Origin of the sequence: Halomonas sp. B23F22_3, assembly GCF_043496965.1 — a bacterium.
Taxonomy (GTDB): Bacteria; Pseudomonadota; Gammaproteobacteria; order Pseudomonadales; family Halomonadaceae; genus Halomonas.
This window is the reverse complement of the sequence record NZ_JBIEKG010000005.1, coordinates 411,392-432,198: the sequence shown is the minus strand read 5'-3', so window position 1 is coordinate 432,198 and position 20,807 is coordinate 411,392. Positions and strand designations below refer to the sequence as shown.

21 protein-coding genes and 1 tRNA gene are annotated in these 20,807 nt (G+C 67.0%); 10 read left to right on the top strand and 12 right to left on the bottom strand.

What is annotated here, in order from left to right; translation table 11 throughout:
* Positions 1-31 precede the first annotated feature (31 nt).
* From sufB to ACGTNG_RS14045, 6 genes are all read left to right on the top strand, one after another.
* A complete protein-coding gene (sufB, locus tag ACGTNG_RS14070; protein WP_394797145.1) occupies positions 32-1,474 on the top strand; it encodes a Fe-S cluster assembly protein SufB in 1,443 nt (480 codons plus the stop codon).
* A gap of 103 nt (positions 1,475-1,577) precedes the next feature.
* Entirely contained in the window at positions 1,578-2,330 is a 753-nt protein-coding gene (gene sufC / locus ACGTNG_RS14065; RefSeq protein ID WP_394797144.1) for a Fe-S cluster assembly ATPase SufC, read from the top strand.
* Positions 2,327-3,676, top strand: a complete 1,350-nt coding sequence (sufD, locus tag ACGTNG_RS14060) for a Fe-S cluster assembly protein SufD (RefSeq protein WP_394797143.1) — start codon at positions 2,327-2,329, stop codon at positions 3,674-3,676. Before sufC ends, sufD begins: the two co-directional genes overlap by 4 nt.
* A gap of 3 nt (positions 3,677-3,679) precedes the next feature.
* Positions 3,680-4,921 (top strand): aminotransferase class V-fold PLP-dependent enzyme, encoded by a 1,242-nt coding sequence (locus ACGTNG_RS14055; protein ID WP_394797142.1) that lies wholly within the window; start codon positions 3,680-3,682, stop codon positions 4,919-4,921.
* An 18-nt stretch (positions 4,922-4,939) separates the two neighbouring features.
* Entirely contained in the window at positions 4,940-5,512 is a 573-nt protein-coding gene (gene sufT / locus ACGTNG_RS14050) for a putative Fe-S cluster assembly protein SufT (RefSeq protein ID WP_394797141.1), read from the top strand.
* Between the two features lie 20 nt (positions 5,513-5,532).
* The gene (locus ACGTNG_RS14045; protein ID WP_394797140.1) at positions 5,533-6,315 is read left to right on the top strand and encodes a SanA/YdcF family protein; all 783 of its coding nucleotides are present in this window, start codon (positions 5,533-5,535) and stop codon (positions 6,313-6,315) included.
* Here the strand turns inward: ACGTNG_RS14045 and ACGTNG_RS14040 are convergent.
* The 4 genes from ACGTNG_RS14040 to ACGTNG_RS14025 all read right to left on the bottom strand — a co-directional run bounded on the left by ACGTNG_RS14040 (position 6,236) and on the right by ACGTNG_RS14025 (position 9,259).
* Positions 6,236-6,682, bottom strand: a complete 447-nt coding sequence (locus tag ACGTNG_RS14040; RefSeq protein ID WP_315587164.1) for a hypothetical protein — start codon at positions 6,680-6,682, stop codon at positions 6,236-6,238. The two genes, ACGTNG_RS14045 and ACGTNG_RS14040, sit on opposite strands and share 80 nt — an antisense overlap.
* A gap of 136 nt (positions 6,683-6,818) precedes the next feature.
* The gene (gene rimK / locus ACGTNG_RS14035) at positions 6,819-7,727 is read right to left on the bottom strand and encodes a 30S ribosomal protein S6--L-glutamate ligase (RefSeq protein WP_394797139.1); all 909 of its coding nucleotides are present in this window, start codon (positions 7,725-7,727) and stop codon (positions 6,819-6,821) included.
* Between the two features lie 44 nt (positions 7,728-7,771).
* Positions 7,772-8,209, bottom strand: coding sequence for an ATP-dependent zinc protease family protein (locus ACGTNG_RS14030; protein WP_394797138.1), 438 nt, complete (start codon positions 8,207-8,209; stop codon positions 7,772-7,774).
* Positions 8,210-8,233: 24 nt separating this feature from the next.
* On the bottom strand, positions 8,234-9,259 hold the full coding sequence (locus tag ACGTNG_RS14025) for a DUF3549 family protein (protein WP_394797137.1): 1,026 nt from the start codon (positions 9,257-9,259) through the stop codon (positions 8,234-8,236).
* 296 nt (positions 9,260-9,555) lie between these two features.
* Here ACGTNG_RS14025 and ACGTNG_RS14020 point away from each other — a divergent pair, with 296 nt between their 5' ends.
* Together ACGTNG_RS14020 and ACGTNG_RS14015 are read left to right on the top strand one after the other, a co-directional pair.
* On the top strand, positions 9,556-9,888 hold the full coding sequence (locus ACGTNG_RS14020; protein WP_394797136.1) for a YqcC family protein: 333 nt from the start codon (positions 9,556-9,558) through the stop codon (positions 9,886-9,888).
* A gap of 9 nt (positions 9,889-9,897) precedes the next feature.
* Positions 9,898-10,398: a gamma-glutamylcyclotransferase family protein gene (locus ACGTNG_RS14015; RefSeq protein WP_394797135.1), complete on the top strand. Its 501-nt coding sequence runs from the start codon at positions 9,898-9,900 to the stop codon at positions 10,396-10,398.
* Positions 10,399-10,480: 82 nt separating this feature from the next.
* On the opposite strand, the gene ACGTNG_RS14010 is transcribed toward ACGTNG_RS14015, so the two are convergent.
* The gene (locus ACGTNG_RS14010) at positions 10,481-11,113 is read right to left on the bottom strand and encodes an OmpW/AlkL family protein (RefSeq protein ID WP_394797134.1); all 633 of its coding nucleotides are present in this window, start codon (positions 11,111-11,113) and stop codon (positions 10,481-10,483) included.
* Positions 11,114-11,309: 196 nt separating this feature from the next.
* Positions 11,310-11,927, bottom strand: coding sequence for an OmpW/AlkL family protein (locus ACGTNG_RS14005; RefSeq protein WP_394797133.1), 618 nt, complete (start codon positions 11,925-11,927; stop codon positions 11,310-11,312).
* 261 nt (positions 11,928-12,188) lie between these two features.
* Between ACGTNG_RS14005 and ACGTNG_RS14000 the strand changes: the two genes are divergently transcribed.
* Positions 12,189-12,509 (top strand): hypothetical protein, encoded by a 321-nt coding sequence (locus ACGTNG_RS14000; protein ID WP_394797132.1) that lies wholly within the window; start codon positions 12,189-12,191, stop codon positions 12,507-12,509.
* Between the two features lie 115 nt (positions 12,510-12,624).
* Here the strand turns inward: ACGTNG_RS14000 and putP are convergent, their stop codons facing one another.
* From putP to ACGTNG_RS13970, 6 genes are all read right to left on the bottom strand, one after another.
* Positions 12,625-14,115, bottom strand: a complete 1,491-nt coding sequence (gene putP / locus ACGTNG_RS13995; protein WP_394797131.1) for a sodium/proline symporter PutP — start codon at positions 14,113-14,115, stop codon at positions 12,625-12,627.
* A 177-nt stretch (positions 14,116-14,292) separates the two neighbouring features.
* Positions 14,293-17,484: a bifunctional proline dehydrogenase/L-glutamate gamma-semialdehyde dehydrogenase PutA gene (gene putA, locus ACGTNG_RS13990; RefSeq protein WP_394797130.1), complete on the bottom strand. Its 3,192-nt coding sequence runs from the start codon at positions 17,482-17,484 to the stop codon at positions 14,293-14,295.
* A gap of 174 nt (positions 17,485-17,658) precedes the next feature.
* The gene (locus tag ACGTNG_RS13985) at positions 17,659-18,495 is read right to left on the bottom strand and encodes an AraC family transcriptional regulator (protein WP_394797129.1); all 837 of its coding nucleotides are present in this window, start codon (positions 18,493-18,495) and stop codon (positions 17,659-17,661) included.
* A gap of 71 nt (positions 18,496-18,566) precedes the next feature.
* Positions 18,567-18,932 (bottom strand): hypothetical protein, encoded by a 366-nt coding sequence (locus tag ACGTNG_RS13980; RefSeq protein WP_394797128.1) that lies wholly within the window; start codon positions 18,930-18,932, stop codon positions 18,567-18,569.
* Positions 18,933-19,036: 104 nt separating this feature from the next.
* Positions 19,037-19,110: transfer RNA gene (locus ACGTNG_RS13975), tRNA-Gly, on the bottom strand.
* A 435-nt stretch (positions 19,111-19,545) separates the two neighbouring features.
* Positions 19,546-19,953 carry a CBS domain-containing protein gene (locus ACGTNG_RS13970; RefSeq protein ID WP_394797127.1) on the bottom strand — a complete coding sequence of 136 codons (408 nt, stop codon included), beginning with the start codon at positions 19,951-19,953 and terminating at the stop codon, positions 19,546-19,548.
* Positions 19,954-20,226: 273 nt separating this feature from the next.
* On the opposite strand from ACGTNG_RS13970, the gene ACGTNG_RS13965 reads away from it, so the two are divergent.
* Complete coding sequence (locus ACGTNG_RS13965) at positions 20,227-20,790, top strand: YqaE/Pmp3 family membrane protein (RefSeq protein WP_394797126.1); 564 nt, start codon at positions 20,227-20,229, stop codon at positions 20,788-20,790.
* Positions 20,791-20,807: the final 17 nt, after the last annotated feature.

Genomic DNA, 20,807 nt, shown 5'->3' with positions numbered 1-20,807 from the left:
GCCGACCCAACCGCCCGGGAGGGGAGACATCATGGCAAGTCAGGAAATGGAACAGCTTGTCCGTCGCGAATACAAGGAAGGTTTCGTGACCGACATCGAGAGCGACACGGTACCGCCCGGCCTGGATGAGAGCACCATCGCCTTCATCTCGAACAAGAAGGGCGAGCCGGAGTGGATGCTGGAGTGGCGGCTCAAGGCCTACCACCAGTGGCTCAAGATGACGCCGCCCTCCTGGGCCCACCTCGACTACCCGCCCATCGACTACCAGGCGATCTCCTACTACAGCGCGCCCAAGCGCGAGGAGGACAAGCCCCAGAGCCTCGACGAGGTCGACCCCAAGCTGCTCGAGACCTACGAGAAGCTCGGCATCCCGCTGCACGAGCGGGCGGCCCTGGCAGGCGTCGCGGTGGACGCGGTCTTCGACTCCGTGTCGGTGACCACCACCTTCAAGGAGAAGCTCCACGAGGCGGGCGTCATCTTCTGCTCCATCTCCGAGGCGATCCGCGACTACCCGGAGCTGATTCGTCAGTACCTCGGCAGCGTGGTGCCCCAGGGCGACAACTACTTCGCGGCGCTCAACTCGGCGGTCTTCACCGACGGCTCCTTCGTCTTCGTGCCGGAAGGCGTGACCTGCCCGATGGAGCTCTCCACCTACTTCCGCATCAACGCCGCCAACACCGGCCAGTTCGAGCGCACCCTGATCGTCTGCGAGAGCCGCGCCCAGGTCTCCTACCTGGAGGGCTGTACCGCGCCCCAGCGCGACGAGAACCAGCTGCACGCTGCGGTGGTCGAGCTGGTGGCCCTGGAAGACGCCTACATCAAGTACTCCACGGTGCAGAACTGGTACCCGGGCGACGAGGATGGCAAGGGCGGCATCTACAACTTCGTCACCAAGCGCGGCGACTGCCGCGGCGACCGTTCGAGGATCAGCTGGACCCAGGTCGAGACCGGCTCGGCCATCACCTGGAAGTACCCCTCCTGCGTGCTGCGCGGTAAGGACAGCATCGGCGAGTTCTACTCCGTGGCGGTGACCAACGGCCGCCAGCAGGCCGACACCGGCACCAAGATGATCCACATCGGCGAGGGCACCCGCTCGAGCATCATCTCCAAGGGCATCTCGGCCGGGCGCAGCAACCAGTCCTATCGCGGCCTGGTGAAGGTGGGCCCGCGGGCCAAGGGCGCGCGCAACTTCACCCAGTGTGACTCGCTGCTGATCGGCGATCAGTGCGGCGCCCACACGTTCCCCTACCAGGAGATCGGCAACAGCACCGCCACGGTGGAGCACGAGGCCACCACCTCCAAGATCGGCGAGGACCAGCTCTTCTACTGCCAGAGCCGCGGCATCTCCGAGGAGGACGCGGTCAGCATGATCGTCAACGGCTTCTGCAAGGACGTCTTCCAGGAGCTGCCGATGGAGTTCGCCGTGGAGGCCGAGGCGCTGCTGAACGTTACCCTGGAAGGCGCCGTCGGCTGAGGAAGCGGCGGCACATCGCCTGCACGTTTCTCCGGATTCGCGAAAAGGTCAATACATTCAAGGAGTCGCGCCGGCGGCTCACCACGAATCAAAGGTAGTCAACATGCTCGAAGTCAAGGATCTGCACGTCACGGTCGAGGGTTCCGAGATCCTCAAGGGCCTCAGCCTGACCATCAACGCCGGTGAAGTCCACGCCATCATGGGCCCCAACGGGGCCGGCAAGTCGACCCTCTCGGCGGTGATCGCCGGCAAGGACGGCTACGAGGTGACGAAAGGCTCGATCACCTTCGAGGGCCAGGACGTGCTGGAGATGGAGATCGAGGAGCGCGCCCGTGCCGGCCTGCTGCTGGGCTTCCAATACCCGGTCGAGATCCCGGGGGTGAAGAACATCTACCTGCTCAAGGCGGCGCTCAACGCCAAGCGCGAGGCCGAGGGGCTGGGCGAGATCCCGGCGCCGGAGTTCATGAAGCTGATCAAGGAGAAGGTGGCCTCCATGAAGATGGACACCAGCTTCCTGCAGCGGGCCGTCAACGAGGGCTTCTCCGGCGGCGAGAAGAAGCGTAACGAGATCCTGCAGATGCTGGTCCTCGAGCCGCGCCTTGCCATGCTCGACGAGATCGACTCCGGCCTCGACATCGATGCCATGAAGGTGGTGGCCGAGGGCGTCAACTCCCTGCGCGCCGAGGACCGGGCCATCCTGCTGGTGACCCACTACCAGCGCCTGCTCGACTACATCGTGCCGGATCGGGTCCACGTGCTGGTCGACGGCCGCATCGTCAAGAGCGGCGATGCCGCGCTCGCCCTCGAGCTCGAGAGCCGTGGCTATGACTGGGTGCAGGAGGAGTCCGCCGCATGAGTGAAGACGTGAAGACCTTCCTCGACCGCCTGGCCGAGCGCAATGCCGAGCGCGGGTCGGAACCCACCTGGATCGCCGCGCGGCGCCAGGCGGGCGCCGCGCGCTTCGAGGCCATGGGCTTTCCCCATCGCCGGGTCGAGGCGTGGAAGTACACCGACGTGCGCGCCATCGCCCGGGGCGACTTCGCCCTGGCCGCCGATGCCGAATTCTCGCCCGCCAGCGCGGCGGCGCTGACGCTGCCGATCGAGGCGCACCGCCTGACCTTCGTCGACGGCGTCTTCGCCCCGGCCCTGTCGCGGCTCGACGAGCTGCCCGGCGGCGTGCAGCTGCTGCCGCTGTCGGCGGCCCTCGAGGAGAACCACGAGGCCGTGGGCGGGCCGCTGGGCCGGCTGACCGGCGTCGAGTTCTCTGCCTTCGCCGCCCTCAATACCGCCTTCATGGAGGAGGGTGCGGTGCTGCGGCTCGCGCCGGGTACCGTGGTCGATAAGCCCATCGTGCTGCAGTTCCTCTCCCGCTCCGGCGAGCAGGCGGTGATGAGCCATCCGCGCATCCTGATCCAGATGGCCGGGCGCAGCGAGGCCACGGTGATCGAGCACCACGTGGGTGAGGAGGGTGCCGCCAACTTCACCAACCTGGTCGAGGAGATCATCCTCGAGCGCGGCGCGATCCTCACCCACTACAAGCTGCAGGAGGCCTCGCTCAAGGACCTGCACGTGGCCAGCCTCCACGTCGAGCAGGCCCGCGACAGCCGCTACACCTCTTTCAACCTGAACCTGGGGGGTGGACTGGTGCGCAACGACCTGGTGGCCGAGCTCAACGGCCAGGGGGCCGAGGCCAACCTCTACGGCCTCTTCTACGGCCAGGGACGCCAGCACGTCGACAACCACACCCTGGTCAATCACAACGCGCCGCGCACCTTCTCCAACGAGAACTACAAGGGCATCCTCGACGACCGCGCCCATGGCGTGTTCAACGGCAAGGTGATGGTCAAGCGCGACAGCCAGCAGATCGAGGGCTACCAGAGCAACGCCAACCTGCTGCTCTCCGACCGCGCCGAGATCGACACCAAGCCCGAGCTCGAGATCTACGCCGACGACGTCAAGTGCTCCCATGGCAGCACCACCGGCCAGCTCGACGAGGAGGCGGTGTTCGCCCTGCGTACCCGCGGCATCGACGAGCAGACCGCCCGTGGCCTGCTGACCCTGGCCTTCGCCGGCGAGGTGATGGAGCAGGTGGATCTCGACGCCGTGGCCGAGCGGGTCGAGCTGGCCGTCGCCGGCAAGCTGCCCGAGCGTTTCCACCTGGCCGGCCTGGTGGAAGCCGCCGTGGCCCTGAACGAGGAATAAGCGATGGCCGATTTCAGCGACCTGACGCTGGACGTGGCGAAGCTGCGACGCGACTTCCCGATCCTCGATCGGGAGGTCCACGGCAAGCCGCTCGTCTATCTGGACAACGCCGCCACCAGCCAGACGCCGCGCCAGGTGATCGAGGTGTTCGACGACTACTACGGTCGTTACAACGCCAACATCCATCGTGGCCTGCATACCCTGGCCGACGAGGCCACCGCGGCCTTCGAGGGCACGCGAGAGACGGTACGCGCCTTCCTGAACGCCGCGGACCGCCGCGAGATCGTCTTCACCCGCGGCACCACCGAGGCGATCAACCTGGTGGTGAACAGCTGGGGGCGGGCCAACCTGAAGGCCGGCGACGAGGTGCTGATCTCGCGCCTGGAGCACCACTCCAACATCGTGCCCTGGCAGCTGCTGGCTGGCGAGCTCGGCATCACGATCAAGGTGATTCCGGTCGACGAGCGCGGCGCGCTGGACCTCGTGGCCTATCGCGATCTCTTCACCGAGCGCACCCGCCTGGTCGCGGTGAACCATATTTCCAACGCCTTCGGCACCGTCAACCCGGTGGCCGAGATGGCTCGCGTGGCCCATGAGCACGGCGCCCGCATCCTGATCGACGGCGCCCAGGCTGCCCCCCATCAGGCCATCGACGTCCAGGCCATCGACGCCGACTTCTACGCCTTCTCCGGCCACAAGGTCTATGGGCCGACCGGCGTCGGCGTGCTCTATGGCAAGGCCGAGCTGCTCGAGGCGATGCCGCCCTGGCAGGGCGGCGGCGAGATGATCAAGACGGTCTCCTTCGAGGCGCCGACCACCTTCGCCGACATTCCGCACAAGTTCGAGGCCGGCACGCCGGCCATCGCCGAGGTGATCGCCCTGGGGCGGGCCCTCAAGTGGGTCGGTGACATCGGCCTCGATCTGATCGGCGCCTGGGAGGCGCGGCTGCTCGAGCACGCCACCGAGGGCGTGGCCGGCATCGAGGGCCTGCGTATCCTGGGCACCGCGCCCGACAAGGCCGGCGTGCTCTCCTTCGTGGTCGACGGGGCCCACTCCCAGGACATCGGACTGTTGATCGATCAGCTCGGCGTGGCGATCCGCACTGGCCATCATTGCGCCCAGCCGCTGCTGTCGTGGTTCGGCGTGGACGCGACCTGCCGTGCCTCCTTCGCCGCCTACAACACGCCCGAGGAGATCGACGTCTTCGTCGAGGGGCTCGACCGCGTCGTCGGCATGCTGCGCTGAGGCCTATCAAGGAGCGACATGAGCGATATCGAGCAGATAGCCACCCTGCACAAGGGGCAGGAGTTGCCCCTGCAGCGTGACGTGGCGGCGATCTCCATTCCCTTCGGCAAGACCGTGACCCTGCCCGAGGACAGCATCGTCAGCGTGATGCAGGCCAAGGGCAGCACGGTCAGCGTGGGCCATGAGGGGCGCCTCTACCTGATCGAGGGCGCCAACCTGGACGCCCTGGGCCTCCCGGCGCTGCCGCGCCCGACGCTGTCCGAGGCGGCCAGCGAGGAGGAGATCGAGCAGTTCGTGTGGGACCAGCTGCGCACCTGCTTCGACCCCGAGATCCCGGTCAACATCGTCGACCTGGGCCTGGTCTACGGCTGTCGCATCGAGCGGCTGATCACCGGCGAGCGTATCGTCACCATCCGCATGACCCTGACCGCTCCGGGCTGCGGCATGGGCGACGTGATCGCCGCCGATGCGCGCAACAAGATCCTCGGCGCCCCGCAGATCAGCAAGGTGCACACCGAGATCGTGTTCGATCCCCCCTGGAGTCGTGAGATGATGAGCGACGAAGCGAAGCTGGAACTGGGCATGTTCTAGCGGTTGCGCCGGGGAGATCCATGCGCCTGCCATTCTGGACGGTCTGCAAGGGAGTACTGATGACGCTGGGCGCGCTCGCGCTCCTGGCGGTACTCCTCTTCGTGCTGGCCAACGTCTATGTGCTGGGCCGCACCGTGGGGCGCATCGAGCCGGTCTCCGCCCAGTGCGCCAGCGAGCCGGTCGGGATCGTCTTCGGTACCTCCCACTGGACGCGCAGCGGCAGCCGTAACCCGCACTTCGAGGGGCGCATGGAGGCCGCCGCCCGGTTGATCCACCAGGGGCGGGTCGATCACCTGCTGATCTCGGGCGACAACAGCACCCGCTACTACAACGAGCCCGTCACCATGTGGCGCGACCTGCGCGGTCGTGACGTGCGCGACGTGGACATGACCCTGGACTATGCCGGCTTCAGCACTTTCGACACCCTGGCGCGGGCGCGGGACGTGTTCGGGGTGAAGCGCGCGCTGCTGATCACCCAGGACTGGCATCTGCCGCGGGCACTGTTCATCGGTGAGGCGCTGGGCCTGGAGGTGCGCGGCTGTGCGGCGCCGGAGCGCGCGGTATCCGGCCTCTGGCGGCTCAAGCTGCGCGAGTGGGTGGCGCGAGTGGCCACCCTGGGGGATCTCTACGTGTGGGGGCGCGAGCCGCACTTCCTGGGGCCGCTCGAGCCGTTGGACATCATGCCGGACGAGCGCGAGCGCCTGCTGCTGCCGCCGGGGATGTTCAGCGTTTCTGGCGCTGCTTCTGCAGGCGATACAGTTCCCGAATCAGCGCCCGGCAGCCCTTCCAGCACTCCTCGATGACCGGCTCGAGCGGCTCGGGCAGGGGGTGGGTGAAGAGCGTGGAGAGGGCCTGCATCAGCACCCGCTCCTGTTCGAGCAGTTCACCGATCACCACCAGACTCTCGTTGCCGACGAAGCTCTTCAGGCGGCTCCACAGCCACATGTAGTCGTCGCGCTCGACATCGGCGTCGCGGGGCAGCAGGTTGAGGTGCTTGCGCGACAGCTCCTGCAGCTTCTGCATCGATCGGCTGCGCGCCTCGTAGTGGGGCTTCAGGCTATCGCGCAGCGCCGGATGCAGGCGCTCGAGATTGTCCTGGAAATAATCGATGCTGTCGGCCATCGCCTCGAGGGCACTGTCCATCGCCACCTGGCGATTGTCGAGAAACATGAGCGGTCACCTCCTCCGGTGACGCAGATTGTGGGGCTGTCGCCTTGTATTTGCCACCCCCGCGGATCAATAAATCGCGGGTTCGCCCTTAGCCTTTGGGCGCAGGCCATCTCCCACGCCCGTCATCCCCGAGTCCTCAGCCCTTGGGGCGCGGCGGCACCTTGCGGCGCGGGGCCGCGTTGCGCTCCAGGTGCTCGATGACCAGCGAGGCGATGTCCTTGCCGGTGGCCGTCTCGATGCCCTGCAGGCCCGGCGAGGAGTTGACCTCCATGATCACCGGGCCATGGTTGGAGCGCAGCAGATCGACGCCGGCCACCCTGAGCCCCATCGCCTTGGCCGCGCGGATGGCCGTGGAGCGCTCCTCGGGCGTGATACGGATGGTGCTGGCGCTGCCGCCGCGGTGCAGGTTGGAGCGGAACTCGCCCTCAGCGGCCTGGCGCTTCATCGAGGCCACCACCTTGTCGCCGATCACGAAGCAGCGAATGTCGGCGCCCTTCGCCTCCTTGATGTACTCCTGCACCATGATGTTGGCCTTCATGCCCATGAAGGCCTGGATCACGCTCTCGGCGGCCTGGTTGGTCTCGGCCAGCACCACGCCGATGCCCTGGGTGCCCTCCAGCAGCTTGATGACCAGCGGTGCGCCCCTGACCATGGTGATCAGGTCGGGGATGTCGTCCGGGGAGTGGGCGAAGCCGGTGATCGGCAGCCCCAGCCCCTTGCGCGAGAGCAGCTGGAGCGAACGCAGCTTGTCCCGGGAGCGCGTGATCGAGACGTTGTCGTTGAGCACGTAGGTGCCCATCATCTCGAACTGTCGCAGCACCGCGCAGCCATAGAAGGTGATCGAGGAGCCGATGCGCGGGATCACCGCGTCGAACGGCTCGAGCTCCTCGCCCTTGTAGTGGATCGAGGGATGGTGCGAGGCGATGCTCATGTAGCAGCGCAGGGTGTCGACCACGCGCGCGCTGTGGCCGCGCTGCTCGGCGGCCTCGATCAGGCGCCGCGTGGAGTAGAGGTTACGATTGCGGGACAGCAGCGCGATATGCATTCAGCGGGACTCCGGGTCGGGACGGGGCGGTGTAGGACGGGGGCTCAGGGCTCGCCGTGAAGGAAGGCGACGCCGGGTGCCACCAGCAGGCGACGCAGCGCGCGTCGGCCCAGCAGCATGGGGTGGCGCATGTCGCGGCGGTCGGTCAGGCTGAGCTCCACCGGAAAGGAGAGGGTGCCCAGCTGCATGGTGGTCCGGATCACGTAGCGCCATTCGGCCTGGCCGTTGGAGCTGGTCACCCGGCGACGATCGTGCAGGTGCATGCGATGCACGTGGGCTGGCGTGCCGGGACCGCCGCTACGCGTGGTGAAGCCGACCCAAAGATGACCATCCTCTTCGTAGGACTCGATATCCTCGGCGTGCAGCGCCGACGTCCGGGCGCCGGTGTCGGCCTTGGCGCACAGCGTCAGGTGCAGCTCCGGCAGCATCACCATCTCGCGGCGACCGATCACCGCCTTGGGCGTATAGGGCAGTTCTTTCATCGTCTCGCTCCCAAGTCTCTACGCTCAGCGTGACAGGTCTGCCAGGCGTCGGCCAATGGCGGATTCCGCCTCGGCCTCGCGCAGCGTCATCAGCAGTGGCAGGCGCAGCCGCGGGATCAGGGCCAGGTCGCGGGCCACGGCCATGAAGTCGGTGCCGGGGGCCTCGGCCAGGCGGGTGAGAAAGCGCGGCAGACGCTCGGCGTCCTCCAGGTGGTGCCAGCCGCGTCCGGCCATGGCGGCCAGCAGGTCGGGGCCGCAGGCATCCGGATCGTCGAGCAGGGCATCGAACCAGGCGCCGGCCTGTTCCGTCGAGGCGCCGCCCATGGCGCGTACGCAGGCGCAGAAGGTCTCGATGTCGCCGCTGGCGCCGGCGACCTCGCCTCGCCGACGCAGCGCCCGGGCGAGAGCCTCGTCGATGGCCACGTGTTCCAGGCAGTAGCAGAGCGAGGTCAGCACCTCGCCGGGCAGGGCATCGAGGTGGTCGGCGACGGCCTGGCTCGTGGTGGCGTCCAGGCGCACCGCGACATCGGCCAGGCCCTGCAGCCCCAGGCCGCGCCAGTCGATCGCCTGCTGCCCGGTCAGGTAGGCCTCGGCGGGCTCCAGATGCTCGCTGGCCGGCCGTCCGGCATCGAGGCTGGCCCGCGCGTGCAGCACGGCCCGGAAGGGCAGCGAGGGCGTGAAGGCCAGGGGATTGTCCTTCATCAGGTTGTCGATCCGCTCGCCTTCCTCGCGGCCCAGGCCCTGCACGCTGCGGCCCAGGGTCTCCAGCAGGCGCTGCACGAAGGCGTCGCGCGGGGCCGGATTCAGGTGCCCCTGCTCGTCCAGCGGCAGGGCCAGGAACCAGATCAGCGGGTCGTCCATCTCGCCCAGGCGGAAGACCATGGCCAGGCGCGCGGCGCCCTGCCATGGCGCCGGCCAGGCCAGCTCGCCGGCCTCGAAGGCAGCCAGGGTGTCGAGCGGGCAGGGCTCGATACGCCGCCCCAGGTGATAGAGCCGCACCTCGGCACCGCTGCGCTGGAAGAAGTCGTGAAGGCTGTTGATCGCTTGCATGCTGTCTCCGGGTCACGAACCGTGCACTCTACCGCGGCGCCGTGGTGCTGTCAGCCATCCGGGGCGTTGCATCGCCTGCGTCGCGCTGGTCATTTACTGATCAGTCGACGCCAAGGCGCATGAGGCCTGGCCAGGGGACACCTTTCCAGTGTTTATCCACAGGGCCGTTCAGGATATCTGTGCATTGTGCACAAGACTCTCGTGGGTCGCCTCGTGCACGGTGGACAACCCGCCGGGGTGGCCAGCGACGGGGGCGAACGGGGATAATGGCGGCAAACGTACCGGAGGGAGTGACCATGACCGTTCACGACGAACTCGCTGCCGCCCTGCGCGAGCTCGAGGCCACCATGAAGGCCGCCAGCCTGTGGCGCATGGAGCGTCCCGACACGCACGCCTTCGACAGCGTGCAGCCGTTCTGCATCGATACCATGACGCTACCCCAGTGGCTGCGCTTCGTCTTCATCGTGCGCCTGGAGGTGCTGGTCGAGACGCGCTCGCCGATGCCGGCGCAGTGCGACGTGGCCCCGGCGGTGGAGGCCTGGCTGAAACAGGAGGGCGCGCGCCCGAGCGATCGGCTGCTGATGTGCCGCGTGGTCGAGGAGATCGATCGCCTGGTCACCGAGAACTGAGGCCGCTCGATGCCGTTCTATTTCGCCTATGGCAGCAACATGAATGCCGCCCGGGTCGCCGCCCGGATCGGGCGTACCCGCCGGGCCCTGGCCGGGGTGCTGCATGATCATGCCCTGCGTTTCGACAAGGCCTCGAGGGTGGCGGGCATCGCCCATGCCAACGTGGCGGCGTCGGCCGGCGAGCGGGTGGAGGGCGCGCTGTTCGAACTCGCGCACCCCGAGCAGATCCGCGACATGGACCCCTTCGAGGGCTACCCCCACGAGTATGGCCGTCAGCGCCTGCCGATCGCGACCCACGAAGGCACGATCGAGGCCTGGGTCTACATCGCCGCGCCGGGCACCACCGCCGCGGCCCTGCGCCCCGCCTGGGAGTACCTCGAGCATCTGCTGGCCGGCGAGCCCTTCCTGACGCCCGACTACCATGCCCGCCTCGCCGCGGTGGAGGCGGTGGCCGGCCTTGATGCGTCGACCCTGGCCGCCCTCGGGCTCTCGCGCGACACCCCGCGCTAGCGCCTTGCCACGGCCAGGCGCACCGAGCCCAGACGCAACAAGGCCCGCCAGTTGGCGGGCCTTGTCGTGTCAAGCGGGGCGATCAGAAGCGGTAGCTGACGCCGGCCATCACCACGACCGGGTCGATCTCGACTTCGCCGATGTCGTTGCCATCGAGGCTGGCGTCGGTGTCGATGTCCAGGTACCAGGCGGCGGCGTTGAGGGCCCAGTTGTCGTCGATCAGCAGGTCGACGCCCACCTGGCCGGCCGCGCCCCAGGAGTCATCCAGCTCCAGGTCGGCGCCGCCATCAATCTCTTCATCGGAGAACATGGTGTAGTTGATGCCGATGCCGGCGTAGGGCTGTACGCGGGCGTCGGTGCCACCCAGCGGGTAGTACTGCACGGTCAGGGTCGGCGGCAGGTGATCGGTGGAGCCGGTAAGAGCCCCGTCGGCGATGCTGAAGTCATGGTCGAAGGGCTCGGCGGCCAGCAGCTCGACGCCCAGCTTGTCGGTGAAACGGTAGCCCAGGGTAAAGGCGAAGGCGCTGTCGTCTTCGACGTCGATTTTCAGGTCGGCGTCGGTGAGCTCACCATTATCGCTCTTGGGCTCGACCTTGGCGACGCCCACGCGGGTGAAGAAGTCCCCGGCGCCATAGGCGAAGGCCTGGGTGCTGGTGGTGAAGGCGGCGGCGGCAATGCCGGCCACGAGCAGGGAGGGAAGGGCGTTCTTGCGCATGGGTCATCTCCTGATGGACGAGAGGGCGGCGGCCTTGCCGCGTCGGATCCTGACAACAGTTTATCGGCGTCGTTTCCCAAGAATATTGATCCAGCGCAAGGGTAGGGCGTCACGGCGCTGAAGGTAAAGACGTGGCGATATCGTGCCTGGGCCCAACGCTGCCTGATAAGGTGCGATATGTCGCGCCTGGTGTGGGTCAGAAGCGGAAGGTGGCGCCACCGCCGAGGGTCATCGGGTCGATATCGGCCTCTCCGATCGCCGTGCCCCCGACGCTGACGTCGGCATCGACCTTAGCGAACCGAGCGAAGGCGCCGATCAGCAGGTAGCGCGTGATCGTCATGTCGATACCGTCCTGGCCGGCCAGTCCATAGGAGGCGTCGACGTCCAGCCCTTCGAGCTCTTCCTCGGAGATGTGGGTGTAGTTGAGGCCGGCGCCCATGAAGGGCTGCAGCCGTGAACCCCTGCCGCCCATCGGATAGTAGTTGACCATCAGGTTGACGGGCAGGCGCTCCACGCCGCCGGTGGCGCTACCGAGGATCGCGGTGCTGAGCCGATGCTCGATGGGCTCGGTGCCGTTGAGTTCGACGCCCAGCCTGTCGCTGAACAGGTACCCTTCGCCGTAGGCCATGCCGCGTTCATCGGCGACCTCCAGTTCCCCGACCACGTCGAGCGAGCCGTTATCGCCCCTGACCTCGGCCTTGGCGATCCCGCCACGCACGAAGAGGTCGACGGACTGGTAGGCCATGGCCCCCTGAGCGGTGGTCAGGCCGGCCGTGGCGAGGGCGGCCATGACGATCAGATGCTTGGGTTTCATGGAAGGGGTCCCTCGTGTCATCAATCGATCGGAGAGCGATAGGTGTGATTCATGAGCGTAGCGAAAGCATGTTGTTCAAGGCTTGTAGCATTTTTCTATGGTGTAGATAGCCAGGCTGGCGATTTCTTGGCGACATGGTGTGCCCGTTATAGTGCCTGGCTATATTTCTTGTACAACTTTTTGACTTTTCCCTTCACGGCGCCTCGAAAGCATGCCGAAATTCGGCTTCACTCAAGGTGGACGTTGCCACCGGAGCCGCTCATGGCTGGCCGAATTCGCTTTACCACCGATGTTACCGGGCGCCACTTCGGTCGCCTCGACCGTCCGCTGCTGGCGCTCCTGCTGGCGGCGGGCGTGGCGGTCTGGCTGTTGCTGCGCCCCGAACTCTTCCTTGCGGTACCGATGGCGTGGCGCCTGCCGCTGCTCCTGCTTGGCGCCTGGGGGCTGGGGACGGCCTTCGTGCGGCCGCTGGCCCTCGAGATGGGGGAGGGCCTGCTCTGGCGCCTGTCGGGGATGGCGTTCAGTCGCTGGGCCCTGTGGGGGTTCGCGGGCGTGGTCGTGTGGCTCGAGGTGGGAGGCTGATCCCGAGACGCAAAAAAGCCGCCCGAAGGCGGCTTTTTGTCCCTTGGCCTGTCTTACCAACGAAAAGGGCTCCCACAGGAGCCCTTTCACTGTCTCAAGCGACAGGCCTTGCTGGTTAACGCGTGATTTCCCGATATTCACCGGCGTCGGCGGTCACACTGCTCACCACCATGATGGCGATGAAGGCCGCGATGAAGCCGGGAATGATCTCGTACACGCCGGGACCGCCCATGAACGAGGCATTCCAGCCCAGGTTGATCCAGAGCATCACGGTGAGGGCCCCGACGATCATGCCGGCCAGGGCGCCGGCACCGTTGGTGCGCGGCCACATCAGCGAGAGGATGATCAGCGGGCCGAACGCCGAGCCGAACCCTGCCCAGGCGTTACTGACCAGCCCCAGCACCTTGGAGTTGGGATCCGAGGCGATGACGGCGGCCACCAGGCCGACCAGCACGACACACAGCCGGCCGATGGCGACGACCTCCTTCTCTTTCGCTTCCTTGCGCAGGAAGAGGCGGTAGAAGTCCTCGGTCAGGGAGGAGGACGACACCAGCAGCTGGCTGGAGATGGTGCTCATGATCGCGGCCAGCAGCGCCGCATAGAGGAAGCCGGTGACCAGCGGGTGGAACAGCAGGTCCGCGAGGATGATGAAGATCGTTTCCGGATCTTCCACGTTCATGCCATTGCGCACGGCATAGGCCCGGCCGAAGATGCCCAGCGAGACCGCGCCGATCAGGGAGATGAGCATCCAGCTCATGCCGATGTTGCGGGCAATGGGGACGTCCTTCTGGGAGCGGATGGCCATGAAGCGCACGATGATGTGCGGTTGGCCGAAGTAGCCAAGCCCCCAGGTCACCGCCGACAGCCAGCCGATGATGGTCAGCCCTTCCGTCCAGGAGAGCAGCGTGGGATCGACCTCGTTCAGGGTCTGGGACGCCTGGCCGAAGCCGCCTCCGCCCTCACCGAAGAGCACCACCGCCGGCATGATCACCAGCGCCAGCATCATGATGCAGCCCTGCACGAAGTCCGTCATGCTCACGGCCAGGAAACCACCGACCACCGTATAGGCCAGCACCACGACCAGGGTGATGGCCACGCCGGCGGCGTAGTCGCTCATGCCGCCGATGTTGATGACGCCGGCAAACGCGCTTTCGAACAGCTTGCCGCCTGCCACCAGGCCCGAGGCGGTATACACCGCGAAGAAGACCACGATCACGATGGCGGACACCGTTCTCAGCGGAATGGCCTGAGTCGGGAAGCGATTCCCCAGGAATTCCGGGATGGTGATCGCATCGTTATAGTGAAGCGTCTGCTCGCGAAGACGAGGTGCCACGAGCGTCCAGTTGAAGAACGCCCCCACCAGCAGGCCGATGCCGATCCAGGCCGATCCCAAGCCGGATACGAACATGGCGCCGGGCAGGCCCAGCAGCAACCAGCCGCTCATGTCCGAGGCGCCGGCCGACAGGGCGGCGACCTGGGGACTGAGGGCTCGGCCGCCCAGCATGTAATCCTCGGACGTGGACGTGGACTTGCGCATGGCATAAAAGCCGATGGCGATCATGAGCGCAAAGTAGGCAAATAGACTGATCCACACGCCAATAGCCATAAGAACTTCTCCAAATTATTGGGTCGGATGTAGCGCCGACAAGTTGTTAGTGCGCCTTCAGGCCGTCGCGTCGATAGCGAGCATCGCGATCGGACAGGGCGCGGAGATGAAGCCAGTAGCGGCATTGCTTTCGATCATCAGGGGTTCCTTCCGTCTTGTTGTGATGACGAGCGGGGATCACTCGTCGCCTAGCGCCAGCAGTGACGCGTTGCCACCCAGGGCGGCCGTGTTTTCCGTCACGGTCTTCTCGGTGGCGAAACGCAGCAGGTAGTGCGGCCCGCCGGCCTTGGGACCGGTACCCGAGAGCCCTTGTCCGCCGAAGGGCTGAACGCCCACGACCGCACCGATGATATTACGGTTGATGTAGACGTTGCCGGCACGGATCTTCTGCGCGATCTCGTCGGCGAAGGTCTGGTTGCGGCTGTGCACGCCGAAGGTCAGACCATACCCCCGGCCATTGATGGAGTCGATCACCCGATCGATCTCGCTGGCACGGTAGCGCACGATGTGCAGGATGGGCCCGAACTGCTCGCGCTCCAGGGCCTCGATGCCATCGATCTCGAACGCCACCGGCGCGACGAAGGTGCCGTTGGCAGTATGGGTCGGGTCGAGTCGGGTTTCGGCGACCAGGCGGCCCTCGCCCTTGAGCGTCTCGATGTGCTTCATCAGGCCCCGACGCGCGTCCTCGTCGATCACCGGGCCCACATCGGTGCCCAGGTGGCGCGGGTCGCCCACGTGCAGCTCGTCCATGGCGCCCTTGAGGATCTCGATGACGCGGTCGGCCACGTCGTCCTGGACGTAGAGCACGCGCAGGGCGGAGCAGCGCTGGCCGGCGCTCTGGAAGGCCGACTGGATGACGTCGGCCACGACCTGCTCGGGCAGGGCGGTGGAGTCGACGATCATGGCGTTCATGCCGCCGGTCTCGGCGATCAGCGTCGGCAGGGGGGCGCCTTCGCGGGCCGCCAGGGCGCGGTTGATGATCTGGGCGGTATCGGTGCCGCCGGTGAAGACCACGCCGGTGATGCGCGAATCGCCGCTCAGCACGCTGCCCACGGTGGGGCCGTCGCCGGGCAGCAGCTGCACGACGTCGCGGGGCATGCCGGCTTCGTAGAGCAGTTCGATGATGCGGTTGGCGGCCAGCGAGGTCTGCTCGGCGGGCTTGGCCAGCACCGGGTTGCCGGCGACGGCAGCAGCCACCACCTGTCCGCAGAAGATCGCGATCGGGAAGTTCCAGGGGCTGATCGCCGCGAATACGCCCTTGCCGCCCATCATCAGCTCGTTGGACTCACCGGTGGGCCCCGGCAGGCGGGTCACGCTGCCGAAGAGCTCCTCGGCGCGCACCGCATAGTAGCGGCAGAAGTCCACCGCCTCGCGGATCTCGTCGACCCCGTCGGTCAGCAGCTTGCCGCCCTCGCGGGAGCAGAGCGTCATCAGCTCGGCGAGGTTCTCCTCCATCAGGTCGCCCAGGCGGCTGATGATGGCGGCGCGTTCGGCCACCGGCGTGGCATCCCAGCGCGGGAAGGCCGCCCAGGCGGCGTCGACGGCCTTGGCGGCCTGATCCCTGGAGGTCCACTGCACGGTGCCGACCCGGACTCGACGGTCGAAGGGGCAGAGCACGTCGTGGCGAGCGCCTTCGTCCTCGGCGACCTCGAAGGCCAGCAGCGGCCGGGCGTGATATTCCCGCTCCATGAAGGTGGCCATCTCGTCCATCAGCGGCCGGTACTGGCTGTTGATGTTCAGGTTGACGCCCCGGGAGTTTCGCCGCGCCGGGCCATAGATGTCCTTGGGCAGCGGGATCCGGTTATTGGCATAGGTCGGGTACTGCTTGAGCGTCTCGACCGGATGCACGCACAGTGACTCGACCGGCACGCGCGGGTCGACCAGCTGGTGCACGAAGGAGGAGTTGGCGCCGTTCTCGAGCAGGCGGCGCACCAGGTAGGGCAGCAGGTCCTTGTGGGCACCCACCGGCGCATAGATGCGGCAGTAGGTGCCCTTCGGCGCGCGCTTGAGGGCGGCGTCATAGAGGGCCTCGCCCATGCCGTGCAGGCGCTGGAACTCGAAGGGACGCCTGGCTGCGTTGGCGAGCTCGAGGATGGTGCTGATGGTGTGCGCGTTATGCGTCGCGAACTGCGGGAAGATGCGCCCGCGGGTGTTGTCCGAGAGCAGGAAGGTCACGCACGCCAGGTAGGCGACGTCGGTATTGGCCTTGCGGGTGAAGACCGGGTAGCCGTCGGCGCCGATCTGCTGGGACTCCTTGATCTCGGTGTCCCAGTAGGCGCCCTTGACCAGGCGCATGGGGATCTCGTCGCCCTGGCGATCGGCCAGGCGGTTGAGGTAGTGCAGCACCGGCAGGGCGCGCTTGGCGTAGGCCTGCACGACCAGGCCGAAGTGCCCCCAGCCGCGGCAGGTATCGCTCTCGTAGACCGCGCGGAAGACCTCCAGCGACAGCTCCAGGCGATCGACCTCCTCGGCATCGATGGTCATGGCGACGTCGCGCTCGCGGGCCATGGCGGCCAGCTCGCGGACGGTGCCGACCAGCTCCTCGAGGACCTGCTCGCGGCGGCCGAACTCGTAGCGCGGATGCAGGGCCGAGAGCTTGATGGAGATCGACGGCGAAGGCGTGTTGGTCGAGAGGGCCTTGCTGGTCTTGCCGACGCTCTCGATGGCCGCGGCATAGGACTCGAAATAGCGCTTGGCATCCGCGCGGGTGCGGGCGGCTTCGCCGAGCATGTCGTAGGAGTAGGTGTAGCCCTTGTCGAACAGCGGCTTGGAGCGCTTGAGGGCCTCCTCGATATCGCGACCCAGCACGAACTGCTTGCCCATGATCTTCATCGCCTCGTACATGGCACGACGGATCACCGGCTCTCCCATGCGGTTAACGAGCTTGTTGATGAAGTGGGCGGGCTTGCCTTCCTTGGGCTTGTCCAGGTTGATGACGCGGCCGGTCATCAGCAGGCCCCAGGTCGAGGCGTTGACGAACCATGACTCGCTCTGGCCCAGGTGGGACTTCCAGTCCGACGGGCCCAGCTTGTCCTCGATCAGGGCATCGGCGGTGGCCTTGTCGGGGATGCGCAGCATGGCCTCGGCCAGGCACATCAGCATCAGGCCCTCGTGGGTGTCCAGGCTGTATTGCTGCAGCAGCTCGTCGATGGAGTCCACGGCGGTATCCATCTCGCGGACTTCCCGCACCAGCTCGGCCGCCTGGTGGGCGGTGCGCTTGAAATCGGCCTCGTCGGCGGACAGCAGGTCGACCAGCTCGCGAACGAACGCTTCCTCGTCGATCGCATAGTGATCACTGATGCGCGCGAAGAGGGTGTCGAGGTCCTGCTGCCAGGTCTCACCTGCCAGCATGTTGTTGGCGTTTAGCATCTAACTCCCCAGAGTGTAAGCCGTCGTCAGAGGGCGATGCCCGGCCGCCGCAGAGCTGTCGCGGGCGGCGCGGGAGATGCGTTGAGGGTAGGAGCGCGCGTGCCGTCCTGCTTGGCGAATTCTCGGAAGTATTTAACGGTTTCACGGTTTATCGCCGTGAAACGGTTGAAATTTCTACTTTCGTCTAAGGCTCTTGGCCGCGGCGCCGCGCACCGATGAGGTGGCTGGGGAGCCCAGCTGGCCGCGAGGGTCGCGACGCAACTGGCTGGGCGGCCGTCCGAAGGCCTGCCGGCAGGCCCGTGACAGGGCGCTCTGGCTGGTGAAGCCGGTGCGTGCGGCGATCTCCGACAGCGGCAGCCGGCTTTGCTGCACCAGCTGGCGGGCGCTTTCCAGTCGACGGCGCATCACGTACTGCCAGGGCGAGACCCCGGTGCTCTGGCGGAAGCGCTCGCTGAAGTGCGCCTCACTGAGGCAGGCCTGGGCGGCCAGGTCGGCTACGCGCAGCCGCTCGCCCAGGTGATGATCGATGAAGCGATCGAGGGCCACCAGGTCGAGTCGGCGCGCGGGCGTGGCCGGCTCGTTGGCCAGCCGTGCATGCAGGGAGCCCAGCAGGGTGCCGGCCAGTCGCTCGCCGTGCAGGGGGTCCAGGCGGCCCTCGGGTGCCAGCAGGTTCAACTCCTGAAGCAGGAAATCCAGGTAGTGGCGCAGGGCGGCATCGAGGGAGAAGAAGCGCGGCGCGTCGAACAGCTGGATCAGGTCGCGCTGGTGGCCCGTCACGGCGAAGGCGTCGTGGGGCAGGTCGAGAATCAGCTGGCGGTTGTCGCCGTTGCCGGCGTAGAAGTGCAGGTGGTTGGCCGGCACGATGCAGCCGGAAAAGGCCGAGATGGAACCGCCCAGCCCCTCGATCTCGAATTCCGCCTCGCCACGCAGGCCGATCACGATCTGATGGAAGTCGTGGGCATGGTGGTGGATCGCGGTGTCGAGGGGGATCTGACGGATGGCACTGGTCATGAAAGGCCTCCGGCTGGGCATGTCAGCGGCATGACAGCACAGTATACCAGCTGAGGCTTCAACGCTTGGCGTCAATCCTCGCGGCGGCGCAGGGCGGTGTGGGCCGCCAGGTGGTCACGCAGTGCCGCCAGTTCCTCCTGCCCCTCGTCGTCGAGCAGCGGCTTGCCGCGCGCCATGCGCGAAGGCCGCCCATGTTCGTCCATCAGTCGCTGGGCCCGGCGGCGAATCCCCTCCAGATAGTCGTCGTGGCGGATCGGGTAGCCGATGATGGTGTTCCACTCGGTCTCGCTGACGGTGCTCTCGAGGGCCTTGTCGAACAGCGTCATCAGCTGTTCGGGTTCCGTGCGATAGCGGGGAGTGCCGGAGAGCATCATCAGCGCGATCATGGCGCCGAAGATGACCAGGCAGACGGTGAGGACCAGCAGGAAAATGGTCATGGTGCGCGGCTCCGTGCAATCGAGCTGGTACCGATCGCTCAGCGACGGGTGCGGCGGATCCGGGAAACGGATGAAATCGAAAGCTGAGGCGGCACGCCGGGGCGTGGAGCGGGTGAAGGGAATCGAACCCTCGTCTTAAGCTTGGGAAGCTTCTGCTCTACCATTGAGCTACACCCGCGAAGGGATTTGGATAGTAAAACCAAGTGGTTAGCCTTTGCAAGCGAGCCGCGGGCTTTTTTGTCCGATCCGCGCTAAGTGGCTGTTCCGCGGTGCCTTGCGGGGGGCGGCACGAAGGGGCGGGGCGGCCGAGGGGATATTTTTTTGCGCGGTGACGAACTTTTCTCTTCACCGCTGTCAGAAGGTGCATAGGCAACAACGCGATAGCAGTCGCTAACACTGTTGCCTTGGCTTGCACTATCGATCTTTGCCGCCCCATGTCTCATGGGGCGGCTTTTCTTTGTGGGCGTTGCCTGGGTAGGAGAGCCGCGGGCCCTGTCGGGATTTGGCGTCGGGATTCGGCATGGCCCGTCGCGTGGCGGTGCGCGCCAACAGCCTCGCCACCCGGCGCGGGGGCCGAGTGGCGAGGGCGGGTCTTGCGTCCTGTCGTCGAGGGTCAGGAGTGGCGCATGCGGATCAGCGCGCTCAGCACGTCGCGGCGGGTGACGATCCCCACCAGCCGACCCTGCTCGACCACCGGATAGACCTTGGGCTTGGCGCCCAGCATCTCCTGGGCCAGGTCGGTGATGCTCTTGGTGGGCGACACCGACAGCACCTCGTTGCGCATCATCTCACGCACCAGCGGCGGCTCGTCGCCGAGGTAGGAGCTCTCCAGCACCTTGCCCATCACGTCCTGCTCGGAGATGAAGCCGATCAGGTGGTCCCGCTCGTCGACCACGGGCACGCCGGGCAGGCGGTGCAGCGCGAGGCCCTCGGCCAGGGTGGCTACCGAGGCCTGGCCGGTGACCCGGTAGCAGTCGCGGGACATGATCTCACGCACGATGGTGGGGGCCTTGTTGGGCATGGCATAGCTCCTTGTGCCGGGCAATGATGACCGGGGCGACGCCGCGACTTTCAAAGTGACGGCCAAGGCGGCTCGCGGCGCGTCCTCGTCTCGCCTCCAGCATAGTCGACACCCCCCACGCGCGGCGAAGGGGGCCTGTTAACGCTGGCGGCGTGCGTCGCCGCGTCCGGCGCTCGATCAGGAACCCGACAACGCTTGCCGGCTCCAATATGGCACACTCACGCACACCAGCCGTCGGTGTCGCCGGCGGTGACCGACCGAGGGAGTCGCATCATGGATGCTCGGGAGTACATGGCCCGCAAGGGGCTGGATGCGGGGCGTGACCAGGAGCGCCCCAACACCCTGGAGGAGAAGGCCTGGTCGCGTGCCATCGAGGCGGGGGAGCAACCTCCTCGCGCCGGCACGCCCTTCGACTGGGAAGACTGGGAGCGCTATCACGACACCCTGGCCGAGGGCGCGGAGTCGCTGGAGCAGAAGATCGATCACGAGGCCCACCGTCGCGCCCTCGAGCATGAGGCGAGTTCGAGCGTCGGGCACTTCACGCCGGCCGCCGGGGAGCGCGTCAAGGTCGACGAGGGGCGAGCGACCGCGTCGCCGGGCGAGGATCAGGCGTCGGGCGAGGCTCTTGACCAGGCGGCGCCCGAGGCGCAGTCCCTGCCGCCCACCGCCGGATCCAGGGTGGCCCTCTACGCCCTGGCCGTGCTGCTGCCGCCGCTGGCCGTGGGGCTCGCGGGAGGCGGGGCGATGCGGGTGGTGCTCAGCCTGGCGCTGACCCTGCTCGGCTGGTTGCCCGGGGTGGTCTACGCGCTCTGGTGGCTGCGTCGACCGTCGCCCTGACGGGGCGGGGCGACGGG